Genomic DNA, 19,785 nt, shown 5'->3' with positions numbered 1-19,785 from the left:
TTTTCAACTTTGAGTTGCTGCGCCCGTCAGCCACGGCTTTGCATTTGGCTGTGAGACGGCTGCTGCTCTGCCTTTCGGGCATTTCGCGCGGCCTCACGCACGGGGACGTGGAATTGCTCTTCAAGCTGCTTTCCGTGGGCATAAAGCTCTTTGCCATTATGCTGTTCGAAGACGTCCTTCATCAACTCCTTCGCACCGACCTGCGTGATCCCGAACTCACCCGCCAGCGTCACTGCCGCGCGGTCGTAAGCTTTGTAAAACGGTTGCGTCGGGGCTTTCTGGATCAACCCTCCGATGCTCTCGGCGCATTCCAGCGCCCGCGTTCGAGCAATGTCCGGCAGGTTGTCTTCCGCCGCTTTCAAACCCTCACGTGTCTGGTTCATCGACTGGCCTCGTATGGCAATATAGATGTCGCGGATGATCTTCTCGGCACGCATGGCGTCGAACCGTTCGTTGCGGGCATAGGCATGGGCGTATTCCGCTACACGCTTTTCCACAACGTCGCAGATGACGGACCGCCAAACGGTTCAACTCGAAGCCGAGTGTGACGCGCTGCATGTTGAATATGTTTCTGCCGTTGCAGCAGATCGACCTGTGTTCGAGGCGCTGCTTGATGACCTGTCAGCGGGGGACACGTTCATTGTTCAGGACCTCGACCGGGCTTTTCGAAGTTCAATTGATGCGATGTTGACCGCAGAGGCGTTGCGCCAGCGCGGGGTGAATTTCAGCATCCTGTCGCTCAATGTCGATACGCGCACTCCCGAGGGAGAGCTGTTCTACACAATGGTGGCGTCGTTTGCGCAATACGAACGGCGGATCATCTCGCGCAGGACTAAGGAAGGGATGCAAGCTGCCCGCAAACGCGGCGTTCAGCTAGGCCGCCCGACACAGCTTACACCGGAAGTCATCCGCGATGCCTACGACTGGATGGTTCAGGCGACATTGCCATGCCGCTATGTTGCGACGCAATTGGGCGTATCTCGACTTACGTTGCAACGCCGTTTTCACCGACTTGGGCTAGAATATCCTATACCCCGTTGAGCTCTTCGTCATTTCGGCGAGCAGTTTGTGATTAGCCAATCCAGGCCGCTAACCGACGTTGGCCGATGCGAGGCAATGTTGCACTGCAGTCCGCCAACGTCGCCGTTGAAAATAGGCGGAGCATTTTCGCGCAACTCGTGGATTAACCCCTGTGGTTGAAAACAGACGACCAGAACACCACATATTGTAGCAGCTATTTTAAAACTGACGCTATACAGAGAAAACCGCAATGTTAGAGACTGTTCAGAACCTTTTTTTCGCAAACCCTTTGGAATTATACACAGCCGTCATTGCGACACTTGGTGTTGCGTTCTGGCTTATTGACCGCAGGTCAATGAAGGCAGCGCTTAACGCAGCCAGGGCCTCCGAGACGAACGCGCTTCGTTTTAGGCGGCAGGAAATCGAAGCAGGTGTCGAGCGGAATTTTGCCACGCTTCAGATGAAGTGTCAGGCGACGCGCGACATTTGGCGGAACCACAATTTGCGAAATGGGCCAAAGTTGGGGTTAGGTTTGCATTTTTCCAGTGAGCAGAAGGAAATATTGCGCGTTGAGCGTGCGGGGGGATCGTTTCTCGATCATTTCAAGTCATCTGCGCCGAAACCGGACAGCTCGGAGATTGACGAACTTGAAGCTTACTTCGCTGCTGCCGACCACACATCGTTGCAGTTAAAGCGACTGGAATCGCAATTGCCAGAGCCGCAAAATTTTTATCACTAACGGCCCAAAGCCGCCGTCCACTGGGTGGTCCCAATGCTGCAGTCGCAGCGCCCATTCCTGACTTTCGCCGTAAGCGCAAAATTTCAACAACGGCGAACTGACAGTCTGCGGGACAAACCTGTCGTTGCCCCAAGGTCTGCTTCGGAGAGCTCCGTCCATGGGCATGGCACGATCCACCACTGAGTGGATTTGCAGCCCTATGTACCTCACTGTTTTTATTAAAAAATATGTAAGATTGACTATGCAGCTCTCTATTCAAGTCCATGAGAAAGCGCATGCAGGTAAAACGTTTTGGGCGATTCTACTCGCTTTGCACGCAAGTAATGTTGTGCAAAGATGCTCGGAGGGTGAGACTGAATTTAGCGAAAGGCTGGGGGAGCGGTTGAGTTTTAACTTTATGAAGCACCATCCGGTGTATTTTTCAAAATCGAACACAAGAACTGATAGGAAAGAAATCGATCAACTTCTGAGGGATTGGTCAGTTCCTGATGTTGATGACAGAGCTTTGGCGTCGAACTTTGCTGGCGTTATGAGCGCGCTCCTAAATTTCGACAAGGGTCAGGACTACAAGGATAGACCGGCGCAAATTGCTATCCTTCTTAGCTTGTGGGAGGCCGCCGAAAAGTACCCAAGCCTAGCCAACGCATCTTTCGAATCTTCTCATTTGAGCATGCATCGATCGAAGTTAGAGCTTCGCATGCGGCTTGCATCAAGAATGTTCTTCTATGGACGTCGACAACTGTTCAGTCACAGCAACGAAAAAGATGCGAAGTCGTGTTTCGAAAGAGCGATCGAACTCTTTCTGATTGACGATGTCGATCTAGAGAGTTTGAAAGATTTTCAAAGATCTAAACTGTTAGGGATGCGTGGCACTACCAAGCTGTTTTTGGGACGGCTTGAGGCTCCGAGTATAGCTCGCTGGACGGACGCTTATGATGATCTTTGGAAGTCATTTGAGCTTGGCAACACAGGGAAAGAAGCCATCAAAAGTCTTCGGGAGCTGGCTCTGAAAGTTCTGGACCTAGAAAAAACTGATGATTGGTTTGGGAGATTTGAGAAGGCTTCCTCCCTTACGAAAGAGAAGGATCATCAATTCCATAGCGATACTGCAATGTATCATCAGTATCGGGCGATGTTCTGCATAGAAAACCAGCAGATTGATGACGCCGTATCAAGTTGCAAATCTGGAGTTGAGAGTTGTAATTTGGCCCTTTCACTATCTGCACCACCTCCAGATCAGGCATTTTCGCGAAGTACGCGAGCGTTTCTCCGACTAGTGATTTTGCAACAGTCTGCTGATGTCGCTGAAGACGCTGAACTGGAGGAGCTAAATGCAATCATCGATGATCTCCGTTTTAGTTATGATTTCAAGCTGGGCGGGGCATCATTGCCGCTAGCGCTGCTGAGGCGTTCATTTCTACTGAAGAAAGTCGAGAAAGACAAAGAAGCGATGGCGGATCTTTCCGAATGCTTGGAACGCCTCGAACTGATTGCATCCGATGAGCAAAGAAATACTATCTGCGACAATGCAACGGCTTCAATAGCTGATATTAAAATTCGAAAGGCAGCCGCTGCTTCGGACTTAGCTATTTTGGTTGAGCTTTCGCGCGAGCTTATTGCGCTGGGCGAGTCGTCTTGGTTCTATTTGTTCACGGTGGCAGTAAGTCTCAGCAATGCATTGAAAGAAAATGCTACCCACTCGAAGGAAGACCGGTCTTCAGCCAAGCTTCTACTCAACGAACTCTCAAACGAATTTCGTACGGCTGTATCCACCACAGACGACGAAAACCTAGCTCAGTCTCTGTCTCTAGCCATTTCTTACGCGGCCAATTCGTCAAGGCTTCTAGACGAAGCCGGTATATCTGATGAAACTGTTCGGCTGTACGAGCTTGCTTTCTCGCTAGGTCGCAATGAAAGTCTTGAGTTCGAGGCGTTTGCTGGGAACATATCCCTTCAATACGCCAAGCAGATCGCTAGCCAAGGAAGAGATCAACTAGCCGCAGCGCATTTTAACGATGCAGTTCAACGGTTCGAAGGCGCAATCGCAAGGGTTGAAGCAGGTGAAGAGTATGACGAGGACGCACTGAAGTTAGTTGTAGTTTACAGCAAGCTTGGGGAAGCCTGCCTTCGTTTGGCCAAGTCAGGTGATCGTGATCTGGGGCTTTATAGGAAGGCTTTAGGATGCTTTGAAACGGCAAGGGGCCTCGGCAATGAAACAAACGAACTCCTAGGATTAATCGGTGACGTATACTATAGGCTTGGCTTTTGGGGCAATGACGTCGAGGCCTTGCAAAATGCTTTAAGAATGAAGGAGGATGCTGCGGCTGCAGGGGGCAAATCCAGGGAAAATTCTAGCGTCACAGCAAGGATACGCGAAGCACTTTATGTCCGCACTAACAAGCAACAAGAATTAAAAAGATCAGTTGAGTCTACACTAGATGCGATCTCTATAGATCGCAGTTGGCCATGGCCGTTTTTTCAATTGGCCGAGATTATTTCTAGGCATGACAAGGCCCATTCATTCTTTATGGAAGTGGCATCTCTGCGTCTACCGCCCGAATTTGAAAAACTTAAGGAACTAGGCACAGAGGAGCTTGTACAGGGTCTTCGGTTTAAGGGTGTCGAGACGGTACTAGATAACACCGAGTTCAAGAAAAAAGTGTTGGGAGGTCGGTCAAAGGTCTTTGTGCTGCAAGATCCACACCGCTTGATCTCAAACTCAATCGTGCTCAAACCAACAAAAAAAGTGGATGCCGAAAGGGAAATCGGCCTAACTAATAGAGTAAGCCAATCGTTGCAGGACCTTGGCGAGGACTCCCGATATGGCGTGCCCGCTCCGATTGGCTTGGTAGATGTCAATGAGAGCGACTGCATCTACGCTATGCGCCGTGAGCTTGGCGCGACCCTTGCCGACGAAGTCTTGGGACCTTCTGGAACAGGCTACCCTGAAAACATTGAAACACTGCGTGCTACCGTTCGGTTTCTGGGTTTGTTCCACCGAAATATTACTCCCACTAAAGGTGGGACTGTTTCAAGTGGGCGGTTGGCCAAGGAACTGAACGACAGATTGAAACGTTCGAGCCGTGGCTCCGTGCTCAGCGAGGCGTCGCGAGCCAGCATCGGTCATTGCCTTCCGAATGAAGTTCTCGGCGTGGCCAAGAAAGATGGCCACGCTGAGAACTGGATTGTTGGTCCTTACGGGAAGGTTGTTGTTATCGACCTCGAGGCGACACAGAGTTCCGCCGTTCTCTTGGACTTGGCTCAACTGATCGAGGATTTTCCATCGCTAAGAGTAACTGACAAGGGCTGGAAAGAAAGAATGGAGCTGGTCGATCTCTATTGGAGCGCTCTAGGTTCTGCTGATACCAAGCCCGGCTACGTTTGCGAACTATACGAACTACACGCTTTGCAGCGGGCAGTTTGGGGTCACGGTTTTTGCCGCGGCAAATTCAACTACGTGGAGTCTTCGACATCGAGAATAGCACTGTCATCTAGATCAGCCCACTTTGAGGCTATCCTCAAGTATCTGTCTAATGGGGGCGGGAGCGGCAAACTCTCAAGCGTGGCGCTAGAGTGCTCAAAGAAGCTGGGTGTTTTGTAGCGGTGCGGAATGTAGGGAGGAAGCAGTGGAGTCACTCGAAGCAAACAGCTTAAGTGAATTCGTTCAAGCTGTTGAGGATAAATCAATACCAGATTCCATGACGCTTTTTCGAGGGCAGAGTATTAGAAAGAATTTGCTTCCATGCATCGCCAGAAGAGATCCTTCTAGAGACACTTCATCAGATGAAAAAGGAATGCTCGCAGAGCTAAGGCGGTCTGGAGCAATGCTGATCGATGACACAAAGGTGAGCGATTGGGAACTCTTAGCTCTCGCGCAACATCATGGTCTAGCTACGCGGCTTCTGGATTGGACATCTAACCCACTAGCCGCTTTGTGGTTCGCCTGTTCTGAAAAAACCGAAGCAAACGCCTTCGTTTATGTTCTAGATACAACCGGAATGCGCCTGCCAGGTCGAGGTTCAAAGTCGCCCTTCGAACAACCAAAGACCCGGGTTTACAAACCGCGGCTGAATACTCCTCGCATCCTCGCGCAACATGGATGGTTTACCGTTCATAGGTTCTCTCAAAAATCTTCGAGATTTGTCGCACTTGAAACAAATAAAGAGCTGCGTCCCAGTTTGATGGAAATCGTGATACCGAGCCTCTCTAAGTCGAGTGTGCTAAGGTCGCTCGATCGTCATGGGATCAACCAGATGTGGTCTTGCCACGTTTTAGTTCCGGTCTCTTTCGAGCAATGTTTGCTATGAAGGAGATAGAGAATGGCACCGAGATACACAGACGAGTTTCGTCTTGATGCAGTACGCATCGCAACGACCAGTGGGCTGACACGACCGCAAGCGGCAGCGGATTTAGGAGTTGGGCTTTCGACGTTGAACAAGTGGGTTCAAAAGCATCAGCATGACAACCTGATGTCGGGTCCTCACGAGGATGTCGAGAAAGAGAACGAACGCCTTCGCAAGGAAGTTCGGTTGCTTCGCGAGGAGAGGGAAGTGTTAAAAAAAGCGGCAATCTTCTTTGCAGGCCAAAGTCGGTGAGGTTCGCCTTTATCGACGCCTGGAAAGAAGAATGGCCTGTCGAATTTCTTTGCCGCGTCATGCAGGTTACGTCGCGAGGATTTCGCGCGTGGCGAAGCCGCCCGATGAGCCAGCGACAGCGCGACGATATGGTGATCCTGGCGCATATCCGCGAACAGCACCGCTTAAGCCTGCAAAGCTATGGCCGGCCTCGCATGACCGAAGAACTGCAAGAACTGGGTCTGCAAGTTGGGCACCGGCGCGTGGGCCGCTTAATGCGGGAGAATAGCATCAAAATCATCAGGACCCAGAAATACAAGGTTACGACCGACAGCAATCATGCGTTTAACATCGCCCCTAACTTGCTGGGCCAGGACTTCTTTGCAGATGGTCCAAACCAAAAGTGGGCCGATGACATTTCCTACATCTGGACCAGTGAGGGCTGGTTGTATCTGGCAGTGATCCTTGATTTGTATTCCCGTCGTGTCATCGGTTGGGCGGTTAGCAATCGTATGAAGCGGGATCTGGCGATCCGAGCATTGGATATGGCTGTGGCACTGCGGCAACCGCCGAAGGGCTGCATGCATCATACGGATCGCGGGTCGCAATATTGTTCAGGCGACTATCAGAAACGGCTGTCTAAACACGGCTTCCAAGTTTCGATGAGCGGTAAGGGAAACTGCTACGACAATTCCATGGTTGAAACGTTCTTCAAATCACTCAAGGCAGAGCTGATTTGGCGCAACCGCTGGGAAACCAGGCGTAAAGCCGAAGGGGCGATTTTCCAGTATATCAATGGGTTCTACAATCCACGACGGCGGCACTCGTCATTAGGTGGCAAAAGCCCCTTGGCCTTCGAACGAAAGGCTGCCTAAATGAGTTGAGAGACCGGAACGCAACCGCGACAAGACCAATGACGTTGTTCCCTGATCTACAAGGGCTATGCGGATACCTGAATTGGAAGCGCACAAACTAATAACCAAAGCCGCCAATTTGGCGTCGGGCGATTTGGGCATTTAGAAACGATGGTTTCTGATAGTTGGACAGGATTGTCTTGCAAACCAAACAACTTCGCTAGCAAACCCTCTCGGAACAATCTCTCGAAACCTGTTATCTTGCGCCGTCCGTTTTCATGGAGGTTTGAGAAGTCATCAAGACCGATTTTGGCTTCAGTTTGACTAAGGCATGGGTTGGGCTCTCAGCCAACCTCGGAGGTGGCGCAGCATCGAATAGTCAAGCGTGTCTATGATTGATACAGACGGTCCAAAGCCGCCACTCGCAATCAGCTTTGATGCCGCGATGCAGCTTCCCAAAAACGGACCTTTAGAACCAGATCAGCGGTGCGGAAAATGAGCAGCGTTTCTTCTAGGGATTGTGAGGCACGTGTAGCACTTCCATCTTAGAAAGCTGACAGATTGCCTCTTTGAGAACGGCGTGAGTTTCCTCAACAAGCTCAACTCATTGAAAATGTTGAGTTTTTTATTGTATACATCCGTGATATGATTACTTCGATAGCAGTAGTTCATGCATTTCGCCGACGTCAGCGATTGCTTCAGAAAACTGATCACGTCGCAAGACGGAGTACTTTTCGTTGGAGAGAACGATTCGGTTCGCACCTTTTGGAATAACTTCATCTGGCACAGCTTCTGTGGAAATCGTTCCCAGAATGAGTTGCTGACCATCAAGCGCCTTAGAGAAGATGAACTTGAAAATCGCGCCCACGTTGCTGGTGTCTTGCTCTTGTTGCTGCGGCGAGTCGATGATGAGCGGGCAGACTTTGGTGCCGCCAAATTTCTTCATTGTGTGCAACAGCGCAAAATACTGAGCTACCAAAGCACGAGGGAGATCACTGCCTAGAGCGTTATTCTTAATTACCCTAGTTGGTTCCGCATAATCGCTTTCTTCCAAAACGAACACGTTGAGAGCGTTCAAGTATTCTTTCATACGCGACTGGTAATATTCGAGGATCTCCTTTTTCCTCTTTGAGTCCAGCTTCAAGTCAGCCTTTAGCCCATCGATCGCTTTCTGAACTTCTTCGATTGACTCATCTTTACCAACTATGTCTGCGCTGAGAGAGACGACCATCTCCTTGTTGCCCTCTGAAGCAACAATGTCGCGCAAGGTCACTTCCGATTTTTTTCGATTAAGTAACAGGTCCATTTCGTGGGTTTCTTGCCCAACCGATTGATATTCGCGTTCCGCGGCATCGAGCTTCTCAGAAACTTCGATACGGGCTTTCTGACGCTGATCTAGAATTCCTCGGCAGTAGTCCACGTCATCCAGCAGTCCAAACCTCTCTTGAAATGAATTCTCGAACTCTGTTCCGCATGTGGGGCATCCTACAATGTCGGGCGTCTCAAGCCGTGCAGCATACTCGTAGTCGGCAGTCAGCTCTGATATTGAGCGACGAAGGATCGCGATATCGGTATCAATCGCATTTCGTTCGTTGCTTATGTCTTTGACCTTAGCAAGAGCATCCTGTTGTCGTGCCCTCTGCAGATTGTAAGAGTCGACCAGCTGGTCCAACTCTTCCTTGAAGGCCACAGGATCAAGGCTGACTTGGATTTGAGAGGAACGTTTCTGAAAAGTGGCCAGCGCGGTAGACAGAACGTTTCTTTCGGCTTGGTGAGCTGACTTCGTCTCTAAGAATTCCATCTCTTTCTTCTTGGCATCGTAGTAGCTCTGCGCACGTATACCCAGATGATACTCGATCATGTTCTTGCGAAACGAAGTGAACTGCTGAAGCCCGCTGAACGACTCCCAACTCTTAGTCCAGCCAGCGTCTTGATCAACATAAAATGGAAGAAAGTAGAATGCTGGTCCGGCTCGCCCTAATTTGCCGTCCGTGCTCTTTTCCAGTTCAATATTGAAATTCAGTTGTTCACAAATAAAACTAGCGATGCCCCCTTCCGTCGAGATACCACTGTGCTTTGAAAGCATGCCCTTCTGGGCATCAAAGACACCAAAGTATTTTCCGTCCCTAACAATGAAGTAAGTTGCGCCATTCAGCACAATTTCAGAACAGTAAAACGCTTTAGCTCGTTTCCACCGAGTATTGTTCATTTGAGGCGCGTCGGCGCCAATAGAATGATAGAGGGACTTAATTAGCGTCGATTTTCCAACATCATTCTCCCCCGTCAGAATGTTCGTTCCGGACTGAAAGCTCACTGTCCTCGCGGCTTTCTCGAGCTTTGATACTATCCAGAGCTTTTTGAACACCAAGCCTGTCATCTTCGCGACCTTTTCTTAGGTTTCTAATGAGTTTATGGAAATTAAATTTCTTCATTGAACACAATCACGGCGAACGCCAAGAAATAGAACTTTTCACTGTATAAGGGTAAGCCGTCTGTCAATTGCGCAATGTTTGACAAGGCGCTTGCAAGGAAACCGGGTAGCGCCTCTGCCGCCTCTGTATGGAAGTGATGTTCGAGGCGCGTCTTAAGCTCCTCGGCATCGCCGTTTGTAGGATTGGTGTAGTCAGCTACCGCGTTGGAGATCTTTTTCCCCATTTTCATAAGGTCGACAGCAACCCATCCTGCTTCCTTCAGTTCGGCATTCACCAACGTCATATCAGGGGCGCGAGTTGTGTTGTTTGCAGCCAGTTGGATTGTGTTCGAAAGAAATTTTCGGTCAACGCATTTCTTTGCCTTAAGATCATCGGTTGAAGAAATCGTCTCAGAATCGACGTTATTCTTACGATTGATCTCGTTCTGCACCAACCTAGTCCACGCGTGCATGTTGACCCCATGGCCTTCTCCAAGCTCCATCTTGAACAGCTCGGACACTTCGCCCATCAGGAAGCTCTGCATGGCATCCAGCGAGACCCCAGTTGTAAGAAAGTAAACGTTGTTTAGGCGTTCCTCATCAAAGTCTGATAGCTCCTCGGAGAGTTTTTCCTTGATCTTTTTTACATCGCTTGCCTTGAGATCGGTGGCGCGCGAATTGCTCCCACAAAACGAAAACGGTACATTTGAAACGAGAACTGTCTTGACCTTGTTCCCGGAGCAGATGCCATCGAAGTTTTCGTACATTTTGCCAAGGATAGAAGGTTTTCTCCCTTCCTTTGCCTTGGCGCGCGCCAAATAGAACCCCAAAGTGACGCTTGAAGATGATTTCTTTGTTTTGACCTGGCAAAAGTCGACGTTCTGTGGGTCGGCGTTCGGTTCCATGAAGACCACATCATCGTGGTATTCGAAAGCAACCAGATAGTCAGCACCTTCCAGATGCTTCTTTATCATTTCGCAAAATGCCCAGTTTTTTTGATAGTCAAACCGTAGGTTTGTGTCAGCCCCAGCGGTTTCGCGCTGCGGCTTTTTCAACATCTCTTCAAGTAGTTGCTGCGCCACCCTAAAACACCCAATTCAAAAACAGAAATTTGCCTCTCACCCTAGAGTTGATAAGCGAAGATGCAAATCAAAATCGCATCGAACTCAGGCAAGGGCCTTTGACCACAAAACGTTTCCTTCGTCGTAGTGAAACAACCAGCGTCTGAATGTCCACTTTCGGTTCCGTAGGCGCAACGTCTCGCATGGGCAGCGAAAGTCCGGCTTCCGCCGTTCTGTTGAAAAACAGTATCTTGATGGTCGGTGGCTGGCAGGTTTTCAAACCATCGCTGACACCTTGACGCCTACTTCTCCGGAAACAACCCCGGCATCCACCTTCCGGCCAGCGCAGCGGGAAACGCCAGCCTGAGAGGCGCGCGTGTCGTTTTTGACGTCAGCACACCGCGCTCCAATAAAGCGGACGTCACACGGCGTGCTGTGCGCTCTGTGGCACCCAGGAGGGCCGGGACACCGCCGCGCGGCAGCTCTCCGCGATACAGAATGGCTTCCAGTACAGCGCCCGATTTTGGCGGCAGTGCATCTGCTCTGATTTCTTCTTCCGTCCAGATTAGTATCCGGTTTCGCAGGCGGTCGGGTTGCACGAGGCTTTCCATGAACTCGACCTGATCAATACAGGTCGTCAGAAAGAACTTGGCAAATCCAGCCAGCGTCGCCTCGCTCAGGTTGCCACGTCCGTCTCTGTCGCCGCGCCGTGGTTGATCGCAGGCCTCCAGATGTTTTTTGTAAGCCGCCTCGTTTCTGGCAAGCCCGCGCGCAATTGACCAGATGCCGCCGGTATTAAGTGCATCGCGCAACATGGCATAGGACATCAACCGGGCAACGCGCCCATTGCCGTCCAGAAACGGGTGCATCCAGAGTAGCCTGTGATGCGCTGATGCGGCGGATACAATGGCATCGACACGCCCGAGCCTGGCGTAGCCATCCTCAAATCGCTTCATGAAGCGGGGCAGAGCGCCGGGGCTGACGGCCACGTGACGCCCGACCTGCACGTCTCTTTGGCGGAACTCAGCGGGAATGACTTTGATCCGTTCTCCCGTGTCTGGGTTCTCGACCCAGAGCAGATCCTCGGGCAGCAGCTCGCAAAACCTGCGGTGAATGTTCAGGATATTATCCTGTGCGGTCGGCTTGTTTTCCAAACCGTCTTCATCAATCAACCTTTGCACGGTGATATGCGCGCGGGCTTCCAATTGAAGATCGCGTTTTTTTGTGTCGGCGCTGTAATCGTCATTCAGGGCGCGTTCGATATCGATGGGATGGGTGTCATGCCCCTCGATCAGGTTGCTGTAATAACAGTTCATCGACCGTACGAGTGACGACAGAGCTTCCGTCACTCCAGCCGGAAGGCTTTTGCTGAGGCCCGTTGATTTTGCCGTGAGATCAAGGGCAAGATCGGCAAGGTCTTGGCGATGCGCACTGTTTTCAGACACTAGCAGGGGTTCCATCAGGCCGATGGATTCACCGCGATCTATGTCCGCCTGCATGTCCGCTATTTTGTCCGGTTCAACATCACTCATAAAATACACAATACCATATACTTAGAGATAGTGCGACTGAAATTATCCGGTATACTATGGCCGGTTACTTTGTAGCTTGGGCACACCCTGGCGGGCCGGGCTCTCGTGAACCGAACCCGCGTTGCGGTTTCAGCCCGTCGGCGTCGATCCCTTGTGCGGCTTAGGACTGCCGTCCTCGGCGCACTTCAGCAAAAACAGACGGTCTCCCGAGGCTCGGGTAATGCCCTGCGCCCGCCGTCGGTTTTTCCTTCCGATTGCACACCCGCATCTCGGCGATGGCCACCCACAATCAGCGCCCCGATATTAGCGTGGTAGGCAAGCTGGTTGAGATTGCTGGCAATCCGGGATTGACCGAGCAATGCCAACGCTTCGGCTGCCGCTTTCTTATCCTCAATGACATTGGCGGGACGTTTTTTGCGACGCTTGGTCTCCTCAGCGAAGACGCAGGCGCGAATATACGCGCTGAGCGTCATGCCCGCCGCCAGTTCTTCCAGCTTGGTGCGTTCCTCGGGTGTCACACGCAGCGTCACCGGAGACGGCTTTGCTGGAGTTTTTTTGTGTTTGGCCAACGTTTGGTCAAAAGCCGCTGTCAGTGCGGTGTCCCGACTTTGTCTTGCGCTGGTCATGATGACGGCTCTGGTGCAGGAGGTGTGTCGAGACTTGCTGACAGTTGATCAGATGCCCCGTTAGCGGCCTCCGCGAATGCCATCAATCTGTGGATAACTTCCGGCTCAGACTTGAGAACCTCAGACCAATTCTCTAATTGTTCAAGAACTAAAGCGCACTCAGAGGGTTCTAGGTTGCTCCTCTGCGGTGCCCAATACCCCAGACTTAATCCACCTGCACAAAAGGTACGTGATTTTGTTGCGGACGTGTTGCCGCAATACTGGATTGTTGCGGCACGTATGCCCCTAGTCCTTGCCGAGCCCTGCCAGGGCAGGTCTTGCCGTATCATGTTTGGCGTCATTGGCGTTTCTGATGTTGTCGAGGTGTTCAGCGGCCTGATGAATACGATCAACGTTGCGGACAACGCCGACAACAGCAGCGTTACTTTGCTATTGGATAGCAAGCTTTTGCAATTAGAGCGCGCCCGCATTCGCAGGTACACTCATGAAAGTCAGCAGACAATTTTTCCCCATGATAGCGGTTTGAGCTTTGTGACGAATCTTGCAGACAAAGAAGTTGTTTGGGGCCGGGCTGGATTGATCTGCTCTTTTCGCCGTTTGAGGCGGATCACTGCGAGCGGAAATGGCGAGGTAGATCCGCGCCTCAAAAGCCACAATCACCCGGGGGGCGCTTATCTGTGCTAACGCGCAAGGCCCTGTTTTCAGGGTGTCCAAAAACCCCGGCAAGGTCTGCACTCTCGGAATTAACCGAAACGCTGATTACGCTGGCAAGGGCGGAGTTGAGGTAAAGCGCCCAATTCTCGAGGGCTGCATCCATTTTGCCTCTCACAGCAGAGCCGCCCAAATCCTTGGCAGCCCCTGCCGTCCAGGTATCGCCGTCAGGGGATGAATCCCAAGCGGCTTGTGATCCGATCAAGCTTAACGCGCCGGGCGGGTCCACGACTACAACACATTGGCCCAAGGCGCCCTTCAACTCATCCACCGCAATGCGCGGGGCATGATCCGTGGCCCTGCCCGCCCCCAAAGGACCGATGAATTAGATCGGTGATCATGGCCATTGCGCCAATGCAGGCCTGGCCAGCGCGGCGGTCATGATTGCGCCCGCCAGCGGTTTCTAATTGCCACATGTCCCTCGACATTTGATTTCAATGTCGCGCTTTTGCCTGGTCCGTATTTGACAGATGGCCGCGTCTGACGGCCTTTGCCTGTGCCTTTATGGCCAGGCGCATCACCGCAATTGTGTGATGTTGAGGGCAGGCTGTTTCGGTCCGGTTGCGGATATCGCCAGCCAGCCGCGCAAAATAGGGTGTGCCGGCGTTGGCCGCGTCAAATCGCTGGCACTCGGTGCCGTTCACCAGAAAGACGTGATCGGTGCCCGGTTGTGCGCAGACATCGAAATATTTGCGCACCTCGATATACCCTTCGGTGCCCAGAATGGTCAGACGGCCGTCGCCCCAGTTTGGGGCCGCATCCGGTGTAAACCAATCCAGCCGGGCGTATCCCTGCACATCGCCAGCCACCAGATTGATTTCGCCAAAGTCTTCAAACCTGGGATGGTGCGGCGCGTTGAAATTCCCCACCGTCGCATAGGCGATTTCGGCATTCTGCGCGCCGGTAAAATGCAGGAACTGGTCGATCTGGTGGGTCCCGATGTCGCCCAGGATGCCACCATATGCGGTGCGGTCCCAAAACCAGTCCGGGCGCATCTGCGCATTCAGGCGGTGGGGTGCCATGCTGAGGGTCTGAACCACCTTGCCGATGCGGTTTTCAGCCAGCAGTTGGTCCACCAAAGTGGCCGAAGCCACCTCAAAGCGTTCCGAAAAATTGACGCTCCAGATGCGCCCGGTCTGGGCAATGCAGGCCTCAATTTCGTGCAGTTCAGCCGCACTCAGGCACCCCGGTTTGTCCAGCATCACATCCTTGCCGTGGCGCATTGCTTGCAGGGCCAGATCGGCGCGGGCTGCCGGGGGGGCGGCAATCAGTACGAGGTCAATGGTTGGGTCTTCCAATAGCTGGGCGAGGCCTGCGACACGCGCCACATCCGGAAACCGCTTTTTGAACCCTTCGAGGGGCTGCGGATCACCCTCGGACCAGAAAGCGACAAACTCACCGCCCGCGTCGATCATGCCCTGAGACATGCCGTAAATGTGGCGATGATCGAGCCCGATGGCGGCGAAACGGATGGGATTATCCTTCATGGCTGCACCTTGATTTTGCGACCTTCGCAGGCTGATAATTCGATGGCGGCGATCAGTTTATGCGCCTCAAGCGCCGCGCGTCCGGTAATCCGGGGGGGGCGATCGTTTCGCAGGGCATCCGCGAAATCGCAGATCAGATCCCGATGCCAGTCGCAGGGAAAATCCATCGGATCACTGCCACCCCCCGTCGCGCTCAATTCACCCACGGTGTCGCGCGTGCCATCGCGCCAATGCACCACTAATTCGCCTGCGGTCAACACGGCAGCGCCATGGTCGGCATCAAGTGCCAGCGATTCAGGGCTGCCGGGAAAGGCGGCGGTGGTTGCAACCATCGACCCCACAGCACCATTGGCAAATATCATCCCGGCGGTCGCAAAATCCTCCGCCTCCATCTGATGAAGCGCGGTTGTCGCGGTCAGGGCCTGAACCTCGGTGACCGGCCCTGTCAGGCTCAGCATCAGATCCAAAACATGCACGGCTTGCGTCAACAACACACCGCCACCGTCCTGCGCATAGGTCCCGCGGCCCGGTGCGTCATAATAGGTTTGCGCGCGCCACCACGGCAGTGCCAGACGCACGGCACGGATAGGCCCCAATTTCCCCGAAGCAATGAGGTCGGCGAGCGCCATGCTGCCGGCCCGAAACCGGTGTTGCAGCACAACGCCAAGGGTCACACCGGCGGCCTCGCACCGCGCGACCAGACGTTCAGCACGTGGCAAATCCCGCTCGAGTGGTTTTTCCATCAGGATGTGCTTGCCTGCACGGGCGAGCTGCGCGACCAGATCTTCGCGCGCATTCGGTGGCGTGATCAGAATAGCGCCGTCCACTGCGGGATCATCGCATATCGCCTGCACGCTGTCATAGGCGGCCCAGCCCGTGGCCTCGGCCTGAGCCGCCAAGCGCTCCGCGTTGCGCGTATACAGCCCCCCAACACGGATTGGCCCTTCAAGCTGTCGCAGGGCCGCAAGATGCGGTTTGGCGGCCATGCCCAGGCCGATGACCGCAACACAGATCACTTCAGCGGCCATGATGAATATACTCCAGACCGGCAATCACCCCATTGAGTTCGGCCAACCCCTTCAAGCGACCGATGGCCGGATACCCCGGCTGCGCCTGCCGCCCCAGATCGTCAAGAATATCCTGACCATGATCCGGTCGAAAAGGGATGTCCTTATCCGCACGCCCCGCCGCGCGCCGCCGCGCTTCCTCCGACAGAACCGCGTCAATGAGCGCGGGCATGTCGGTGTCCCCGCTCAGATGTTCGGCCTCATGGAAACTGCCCAAGTCGTTCTCACGCAACACATTGCGCAAATGCAGAAAATGCACTTTCGGGCCAAGCGCTTTCATCATCGCCACCAGATCGTTCCCGCTGCTCGCCCCCAGCGAGCCGGAACATAGCGTCACACCGTTCGCAGGGCTGTCGACGGCGCGGGTCAGGGCGCGGTAATCCTCAAGATTGGACATGATACGCGGCAGACCCAATAGCGGCCAGGGCGGATCGTCAGGATGACAGCACAACCGCATGCCAAGCTTCTCGGCCATCGGGACCACCTCGCTCAGGAAATCCGCAAGGTGACGGCGCAAGCGTCCGGCGTCGATTGCGTCATATGTCCCTAAATGGGCGCGCAGCGCGTCCAGTGTCAAGCCGGGTTGCCCCCCCGGCAGCCCCATCACCAGATTGCGCGCCAATTGAGCGCGATCCGCCTCCGTCATGGCCCTGTGCCGCTCGGCTGCGGCATCACGCAAAGGCTCGGGCGTCTCTGCGGCCGCACCAGGGCGTTTGAGCACGTGCAGATCAAACGCCGCGAAATCCACCGCATCAAAGCGCATTGCCGTCCCACCATGGCCCACACGGTACGCAAGGTCGGTACGCGTCCAATCCAGGACGGGCATGAAGTTGTAACACACCACCTTGATATCAGCCGCCGCCAGTGTTTGCAGGCTCGCCCGCCATGCCGCAATATGGGCTTTCCAATCGCCGGTCTGGGTCTTGATCGCTTCTGAGACCGGGAGGCTTTCAACCACCTCCCACTTCAGGTTTGAGGGGCTGCCATCGGCGCGACACCCTATTTCGGCCTGCCTCCTGGCAATCTCCTGAGCGCTCCATTCTGATCCCGGCGGCACATGATGCAGAGCCGACACAACGCCGCGCACACCGGCCTGCAACATCCATTCGACGGGAACGTTGTCGCGGGGTCCAAACCAACGCCATGTCGCTCTCATGCCAAATCCTCCAGGATTGCGCGCGCCGAGAGCCCCCGCGCACGCCCGGCACGCAGGCGTTCCGCAGCCGGGTCATCGGGCATGCGTCCTGCCGCAAATTCCGCGTCCAGCCAACACTCCCACGCTCTGAGTGCGCGCGCGCAGGCCGGGCTGTCGGGGCGCGCGGCCATCGTGGATAAAATCCGGATCGGCAGCTTGAGCGATCCATCCATTGCGATCTGGCGCAGGGAATGGGCCAGGGAGGGGTTTTCGAAACGCAACAGCAGCGCCTCGGCATAGGCAGGGGCTTTGGCGCGTATCGTTTCGGGCAAAGTCGCGGCGGCTTCATCCATGACGCCGCGCGCCAGCTGGCGCAGATTGGGATCGCCAACGGCCTCATGCACGAAGCTCAGCCCCTTGTTCAGACCGGCGTAGGCCAGCGTGGAGTGGGCCCCGTTCAGCATGCGCAGTTTTCTTAACTCATGCGGGCCAACGTCGGCGACAATCTGCGCCGAGGCCGCTGCAAAATCCGGCATCGGACCGGCAAAAGCGTCCTCAATCACCCATTCGGTGAAGGCCTCCGTCGCCACCGGTGCCTGTGACGGCGCACCCGCGGCGCGCACACGCGCGCGCAGGGCATCATCGGGTGCCGGTGTAATGCGGTCAACCATCGTGGAGGGGAATGCATGCCGTGTCACACGGCTCGGATCGATCCCGACGGCTTGCGCCAGCGCCAAGAGTGCCGCTTTGAGCTTTTTCCCGTTATCAGGCAGGTTATCACAGCTCATGACCGTCAAAGGGGCCTGGCGCAGCGCCAACCCCGCCAATAAATGGCCGGGCATGGTGACGGGTTCCCCGCCCTCGCGCAGGGCCGCGATATCCGGGGCCACGGCCGCCAGATCGAGCGTCCCGTCGCCGCGCAGGTGGTAGCCTTTTTCGGTCACGGTCACGGTCACGAGCGCGGTGTTTTCCCGTGCGATCAACGCCGCGACCGCCCCCCTTTCTTGCGGCGCGACGGTCATGCTCTCTATGACGTCGATCACCTCGATGCGGCGACCCTGAGCATCCGATATCTCCAGCGCATAGGCGAAATCATCCAGCACCAATGCGTCGCGCACCGCCGGTGAGCGCAGTGAAATACCGTCGATCCGCCACCCGCCGCCTGCCTGCGCAACATACCATGCCTGATGGGCGCGATGAAAAGCGCCGGTGCCGATGTGAACAATCCGGTTCACAGGCGATAGGCCGCGCGCGCGGCTCCCACGGCAAGCCATTGGGCAATCCGCTCTGCATCCGTCATCCCAAAGCGCCCTGCTGCGATCTGCGCGTCAAGGTGCTCAGCCACCGCGCGCCGCCACATGTCATGGCGCGCGGGGATCGACATCAACGCACGGGTATCATCATTGAAGCCCGCAAGGTTCCAATACCCGGCACTCTCCACAACCGCGTCCAGATAGCGGCGAATACCGTTCGGGCTGTCATGAAACCACCACGGCGGGCCAAGGCGCAATGCAGGCCAATGCCCGGCCATCGGAGCCAATTCGCGCGCATAGACACTTTCATCCAGCGTGAAGGCGATGAGGGTCAGTTTCGCATCGTTGCCGACGCGGTTGAGCAAGCCGTCCGCCCCCCGGACCCAGTTCTGCGGGAGCGGAATATCGGCACCTTTATCCGCACCAAACCGATCCGTAAGCGCGCGGTTGGTCCCCCGCGCCGATCCCGCATGCAATTGCATGACGAGCCCGTCATCAATCGACATCTGCGCCATTTCGATGAGCATGTGATTGTAGAGCCGTCGTTTCGCCGCGTCATCCGCGCGGCCCCTCAAACAGGCTTCCAAGAGCTTCTGTGCGGTGCCCGCCTCCAGCCATTCCGTTGCAAGGTGGTCAATCGCGTGATCGGTGGCCGTCGCGCCGTGATGGATGAAATGCTGGCGTCGCGCCATGAGTGCGGCGCGCCAGCCCGCCATCGTTGTGCAATCCTCCCCGGTGAGTGCGCCCAATTGCGCCATCGCCTCAGACCAGCCTTTGGCCATTGGATCGAGCACGCTGTCGGGGCGAAATGTGGGGATGAGCCGGGTTTTGCGCCCTTTCCTGGCAAAACTGGCGTGCGGGCTCAGATCATCGAGGGCACCATCGGTTGTGGCCAATAGCTCAATCCCGAAGCTCTCCAGCAAGGCGACCGGGCGAAATTGCGCTGTGCTGAGTTTTGCGGCAATCTGGTCGTAAATCACATCGGAGGTATCAGGACCCAATGTTTCGGTGATGCCGAAAACGGCGCGCAGGGTATGTTCCAGCCAGCCCCGCGACGGCGTGCCCATAAACAGGTGCCAGTGCTGCGCAAGATGGCGAAAAATCGCGCGCGGGTCTCGTTTTTCGGGCGCAACCCCAATGCCGAGATCCTCCAGCGCAACGCCCTGTGAGTAGAGCATCCGAAACACATAATGATCCGGTATGATCAGCAAGTCGGCCGGGTCGGCAAAGGGAAGGTCGTCGGAAAACCACTGCGGGACCGTATGCCCATGTGGCGATACAATCGGCAGCGAACGGATGGCGTCATAGAGCATTTG

Annotated in this window: 16 protein-coding genes; 6 read left to right on the top strand and 10 right to left on the bottom strand. The window is 54.6% G+C overall.

Translation table 11 applies throughout. From position 1 onward, the window contains the following. Positions 1-26: 26 nt before the first annotated feature. Positions 27-497: a hypothetical protein gene (locus ROLI_RS06525; protein WP_187432188.1), complete on the bottom strand. Its 471-nt coding sequence runs from the start codon at positions 495-497 to the stop codon at positions 27-29. Positions 498-507: 10 nt separating this feature from the next. Here ROLI_RS06525 and ROLI_RS06520 point away from each other — a divergent pair, with 10 nt between their 5' ends. The 5 genes from ROLI_RS06520 to ROLI_RS06500 all read left to right on the top strand — a co-directional run bounded on the left by ROLI_RS06520 (position 508) and on the right by ROLI_RS06500 (position 7,208). Further along, complete coding sequence (locus ROLI_RS06520; RefSeq protein ID WP_187432187.1) at positions 508-1,041, top strand: recombinase family protein; 534 nt, start codon at positions 508-510, stop codon at positions 1,039-1,041. 229 nt (positions 1,042-1,270) lie between these two features. After that, positions 1,271-1,759 carry a hypothetical protein gene (locus tag ROLI_RS06515; RefSeq protein ID WP_222869718.1) on the top strand — a complete coding sequence of 163 codons (489 nt, stop codon included), beginning with the start codon at positions 1,271-1,273 and terminating at the stop codon, positions 1,757-1,759. Between the two features lie 157 nt (positions 1,760-1,916). After that, positions 1,917-5,360 (top strand): hypothetical protein, encoded by a 3,444-nt coding sequence (locus tag ROLI_RS06510; RefSeq protein ID WP_222869717.1) that lies wholly within the window; start codon positions 1,917-1,919, stop codon positions 5,358-5,360. Between the two features lie 25 nt (positions 5,361-5,385). Further along, complete coding sequence (locus ROLI_RS06505) at positions 5,386-6,066, top strand: FRG domain-containing protein (protein WP_187432184.1); 681 nt, start codon at positions 5,386-5,388, stop codon at positions 6,064-6,066. Between the two features lie 12 nt (positions 6,067-6,078). Continuing rightward, positions 6,079-7,208, top strand: a protein-coding gene (locus ROLI_RS06500) for an IS3 family transposase (protein ID WP_338469243.1) whose coding sequence is annotated in 2 segments (ribosomal slippage) — positions 6,079-6,325 and positions 6,325-7,208 — 1,131 coding nt in all. Because the reading frame shifts where the segments join, the coding sequence is not laid out codon by codon here. 628 nt (positions 7,209-7,836) lie between these two features. Here the strand turns inward: ROLI_RS06500 and ROLI_RS06495 are convergent. From ROLI_RS06495 to ROLI_RS06480, 4 genes are all read right to left on the bottom strand, one after another. Continuing rightward, positions 7,837-9,564 carry a hypothetical protein gene (locus tag ROLI_RS06495; protein ID WP_187428598.1) on the bottom strand — a complete coding sequence of 576 codons (1,728 nt, stop codon included), beginning with the start codon at positions 9,562-9,564 and terminating at the stop codon, positions 7,837-7,839. 41 nt (positions 9,565-9,605) lie between these two features. Then, on the bottom strand, positions 9,606-10,679 hold the full coding sequence (locus ROLI_RS06490) for a dsDNA nuclease domain-containing protein (protein WP_187428599.1): 1,074 nt from the start codon (positions 10,677-10,679) through the stop codon (positions 9,606-9,608). Positions 10,680-10,960: 281 nt separating this feature from the next. Next, a complete protein-coding gene (locus ROLI_RS06485; protein ID WP_187428600.1) occupies positions 10,961-12,190 on the bottom strand; it encodes a Fic family protein in 1,230 nt (409 codons plus the stop codon). Between the two features lie 185 nt (positions 12,191-12,375). After that, the gene (locus tag ROLI_RS06480) at positions 12,376-12,816 is read right to left on the bottom strand and encodes a plasmid mobilization protein (protein ID WP_187428601.1); all 441 of its coding nucleotides are present in this window, start codon (positions 12,814-12,816) and stop codon (positions 12,376-12,378) included. Positions 12,817-13,143: 327 nt separating this feature from the next. Here ROLI_RS06480 and ROLI_RS06475 point away from each other — a divergent pair, with 327 nt between their 5' ends. Next, complete coding sequence (locus ROLI_RS06475) at positions 13,144-13,500, top strand: hypothetical protein (protein WP_187428602.1); 357 nt, start codon at positions 13,144-13,146, stop codon at positions 13,498-13,500. 461 nt (positions 13,501-13,961) lie between these two features. Here ROLI_RS06475 and ROLI_RS06470 read toward each other — a convergent pair whose 3' ends face one another. The 5 genes from ROLI_RS06470 to uxaC are packed head-to-tail and all read right to left on the bottom strand — an operon-like array spanning position 13,962 to position 19,782. Further along, a complete protein-coding gene (locus ROLI_RS06470; protein WP_187428603.1) occupies positions 13,962-15,014 on the bottom strand; it encodes a Gfo/Idh/MocA family protein in 1,053 nt (350 codons plus the stop codon). Further along, entirely contained in the window at positions 15,011-16,042 is a 1,032-nt protein-coding gene (locus ROLI_RS06465; RefSeq protein ID WP_187428604.1) for a Gfo/Idh/MocA family protein, read from the bottom strand. Before ROLI_RS06465 ends, ROLI_RS06470 begins: the two co-directional genes overlap by 4 nt. Then, the gene (uxuA, locus tag ROLI_RS06460) at positions 16,032-17,237 is read right to left on the bottom strand and encodes a mannonate dehydratase (protein WP_187428605.1); all 1,206 of its coding nucleotides are present in this window, start codon (positions 17,235-17,237) and stop codon (positions 16,032-16,034) included. Before uxuA ends, ROLI_RS06465 begins: the two co-directional genes overlap by 11 nt. After that, positions 17,234-18,490 (bottom strand): mannitol dehydrogenase family protein, encoded by a 1,257-nt coding sequence (locus ROLI_RS06455; RefSeq protein ID WP_222869377.1) that lies wholly within the window; start codon positions 18,488-18,490, stop codon positions 17,234-17,236. The genes uxuA and ROLI_RS06455 overlap by 4 nt, the downstream gene beginning before the upstream one ends. Then, positions 18,448-19,782: a glucuronate isomerase gene (gene uxaC, locus ROLI_RS06450; protein ID WP_187428607.1), complete on the bottom strand. Its 1,335-nt coding sequence runs from the start codon at positions 19,780-19,782 to the stop codon at positions 18,448-18,450. The genes ROLI_RS06455 and uxaC overlap by 43 nt, the downstream gene beginning before the upstream one ends. Between the last annotated feature and the right edge of the window lie 3 nt (positions 19,783-19,785).

Origin of the sequence: Roseobacter fucihabitans (assembly GCF_014337925.2) — a bacterium.
Lineage (GTDB): Bacteria > Pseudomonadota > Alphaproteobacteria > Rhodobacterales > Rhodobacteraceae > Roseobacter > Roseobacter fucihabitans.
Note: the sequence above shows the minus strand (reverse complement) of the source record. Positions and strands in the feature narration are given on the sequence as shown.

Coding starts and splice junctions, on each gene's coding strand:
- uxuA (WP_187428605.1), bottom strand. CDS start 17,237: ATGAGAGCGACATGGCGTTGGTTTGGACCCCGCGACAACGTTCCCGTC.
- ROLI_RS06515 (WP_222869718.1), top strand. CDS start 1,271: ATGTTAGAGACTGTTCAGAACCTTTTTTTCGCAAACCCTTTGGAATTA.
- ROLI_RS06480 (WP_187428601.1), bottom strand. CDS start 12,816: ATGACCAGCGCAAGACAAAGTCGGGACACCGCACTGACAGCGGCTTTT.
- ROLI_RS06510 (WP_222869717.1), top strand. CDS start 1,917: ATGGGCATGGCACGATCCACCACTGAGTGGATTTGCAGCCCTATGTAC.
- ROLI_RS06470 (WP_187428603.1), bottom strand. CDS start 15,014: ATGAAGGATAATCCCATCCGTTTCGCCGCCATCGGGCTCGATCATCGC.
- ROLI_RS06495 (WP_187428598.1), bottom strand. CDS start 9,564: ATGACAGGCTTGGTGTTCAAAAAGCTCTGGATAGTATCAAAGCTCGAG.
- ROLI_RS06455 (WP_222869377.1), bottom strand. CDS start 18,490: ATGGCTTGCCGTGGGAGCCGCGCGCGCGGCCTATCGCCTGTGAACCGG.
- uxaC (WP_187428607.1), bottom strand. CDS start 19,782: ATGCTCTATGACGCCATCCGTTCGCTGCCGATTGTATCGCCACATGGG.
- ROLI_RS06465 (WP_187428604.1), bottom strand. CDS start 16,042: ATGGCCGCTGAAGTGATCTGTGTTGCGGTCATCGGCCTGGGCATGGCC.
- ROLI_RS06485 (WP_187428600.1), bottom strand. CDS start 12,190: ATGAGTGATGTTGAACCGGACAAAATAGCGGACATGCAGGCGGACATA.
- ROLI_RS06475 (WP_187428602.1), top strand. CDS start 13,144: ATGTTTGGCGTCATTGGCGTTTCTGATGTTGTCGAGGTGTTCAGCGGC.
- ROLI_RS06520 (WP_187432187.1), top strand. CDS start 508: ATGACGGACCGCCAAACGGTTCAACTCGAAGCCGAGTGTGACGCGCTG.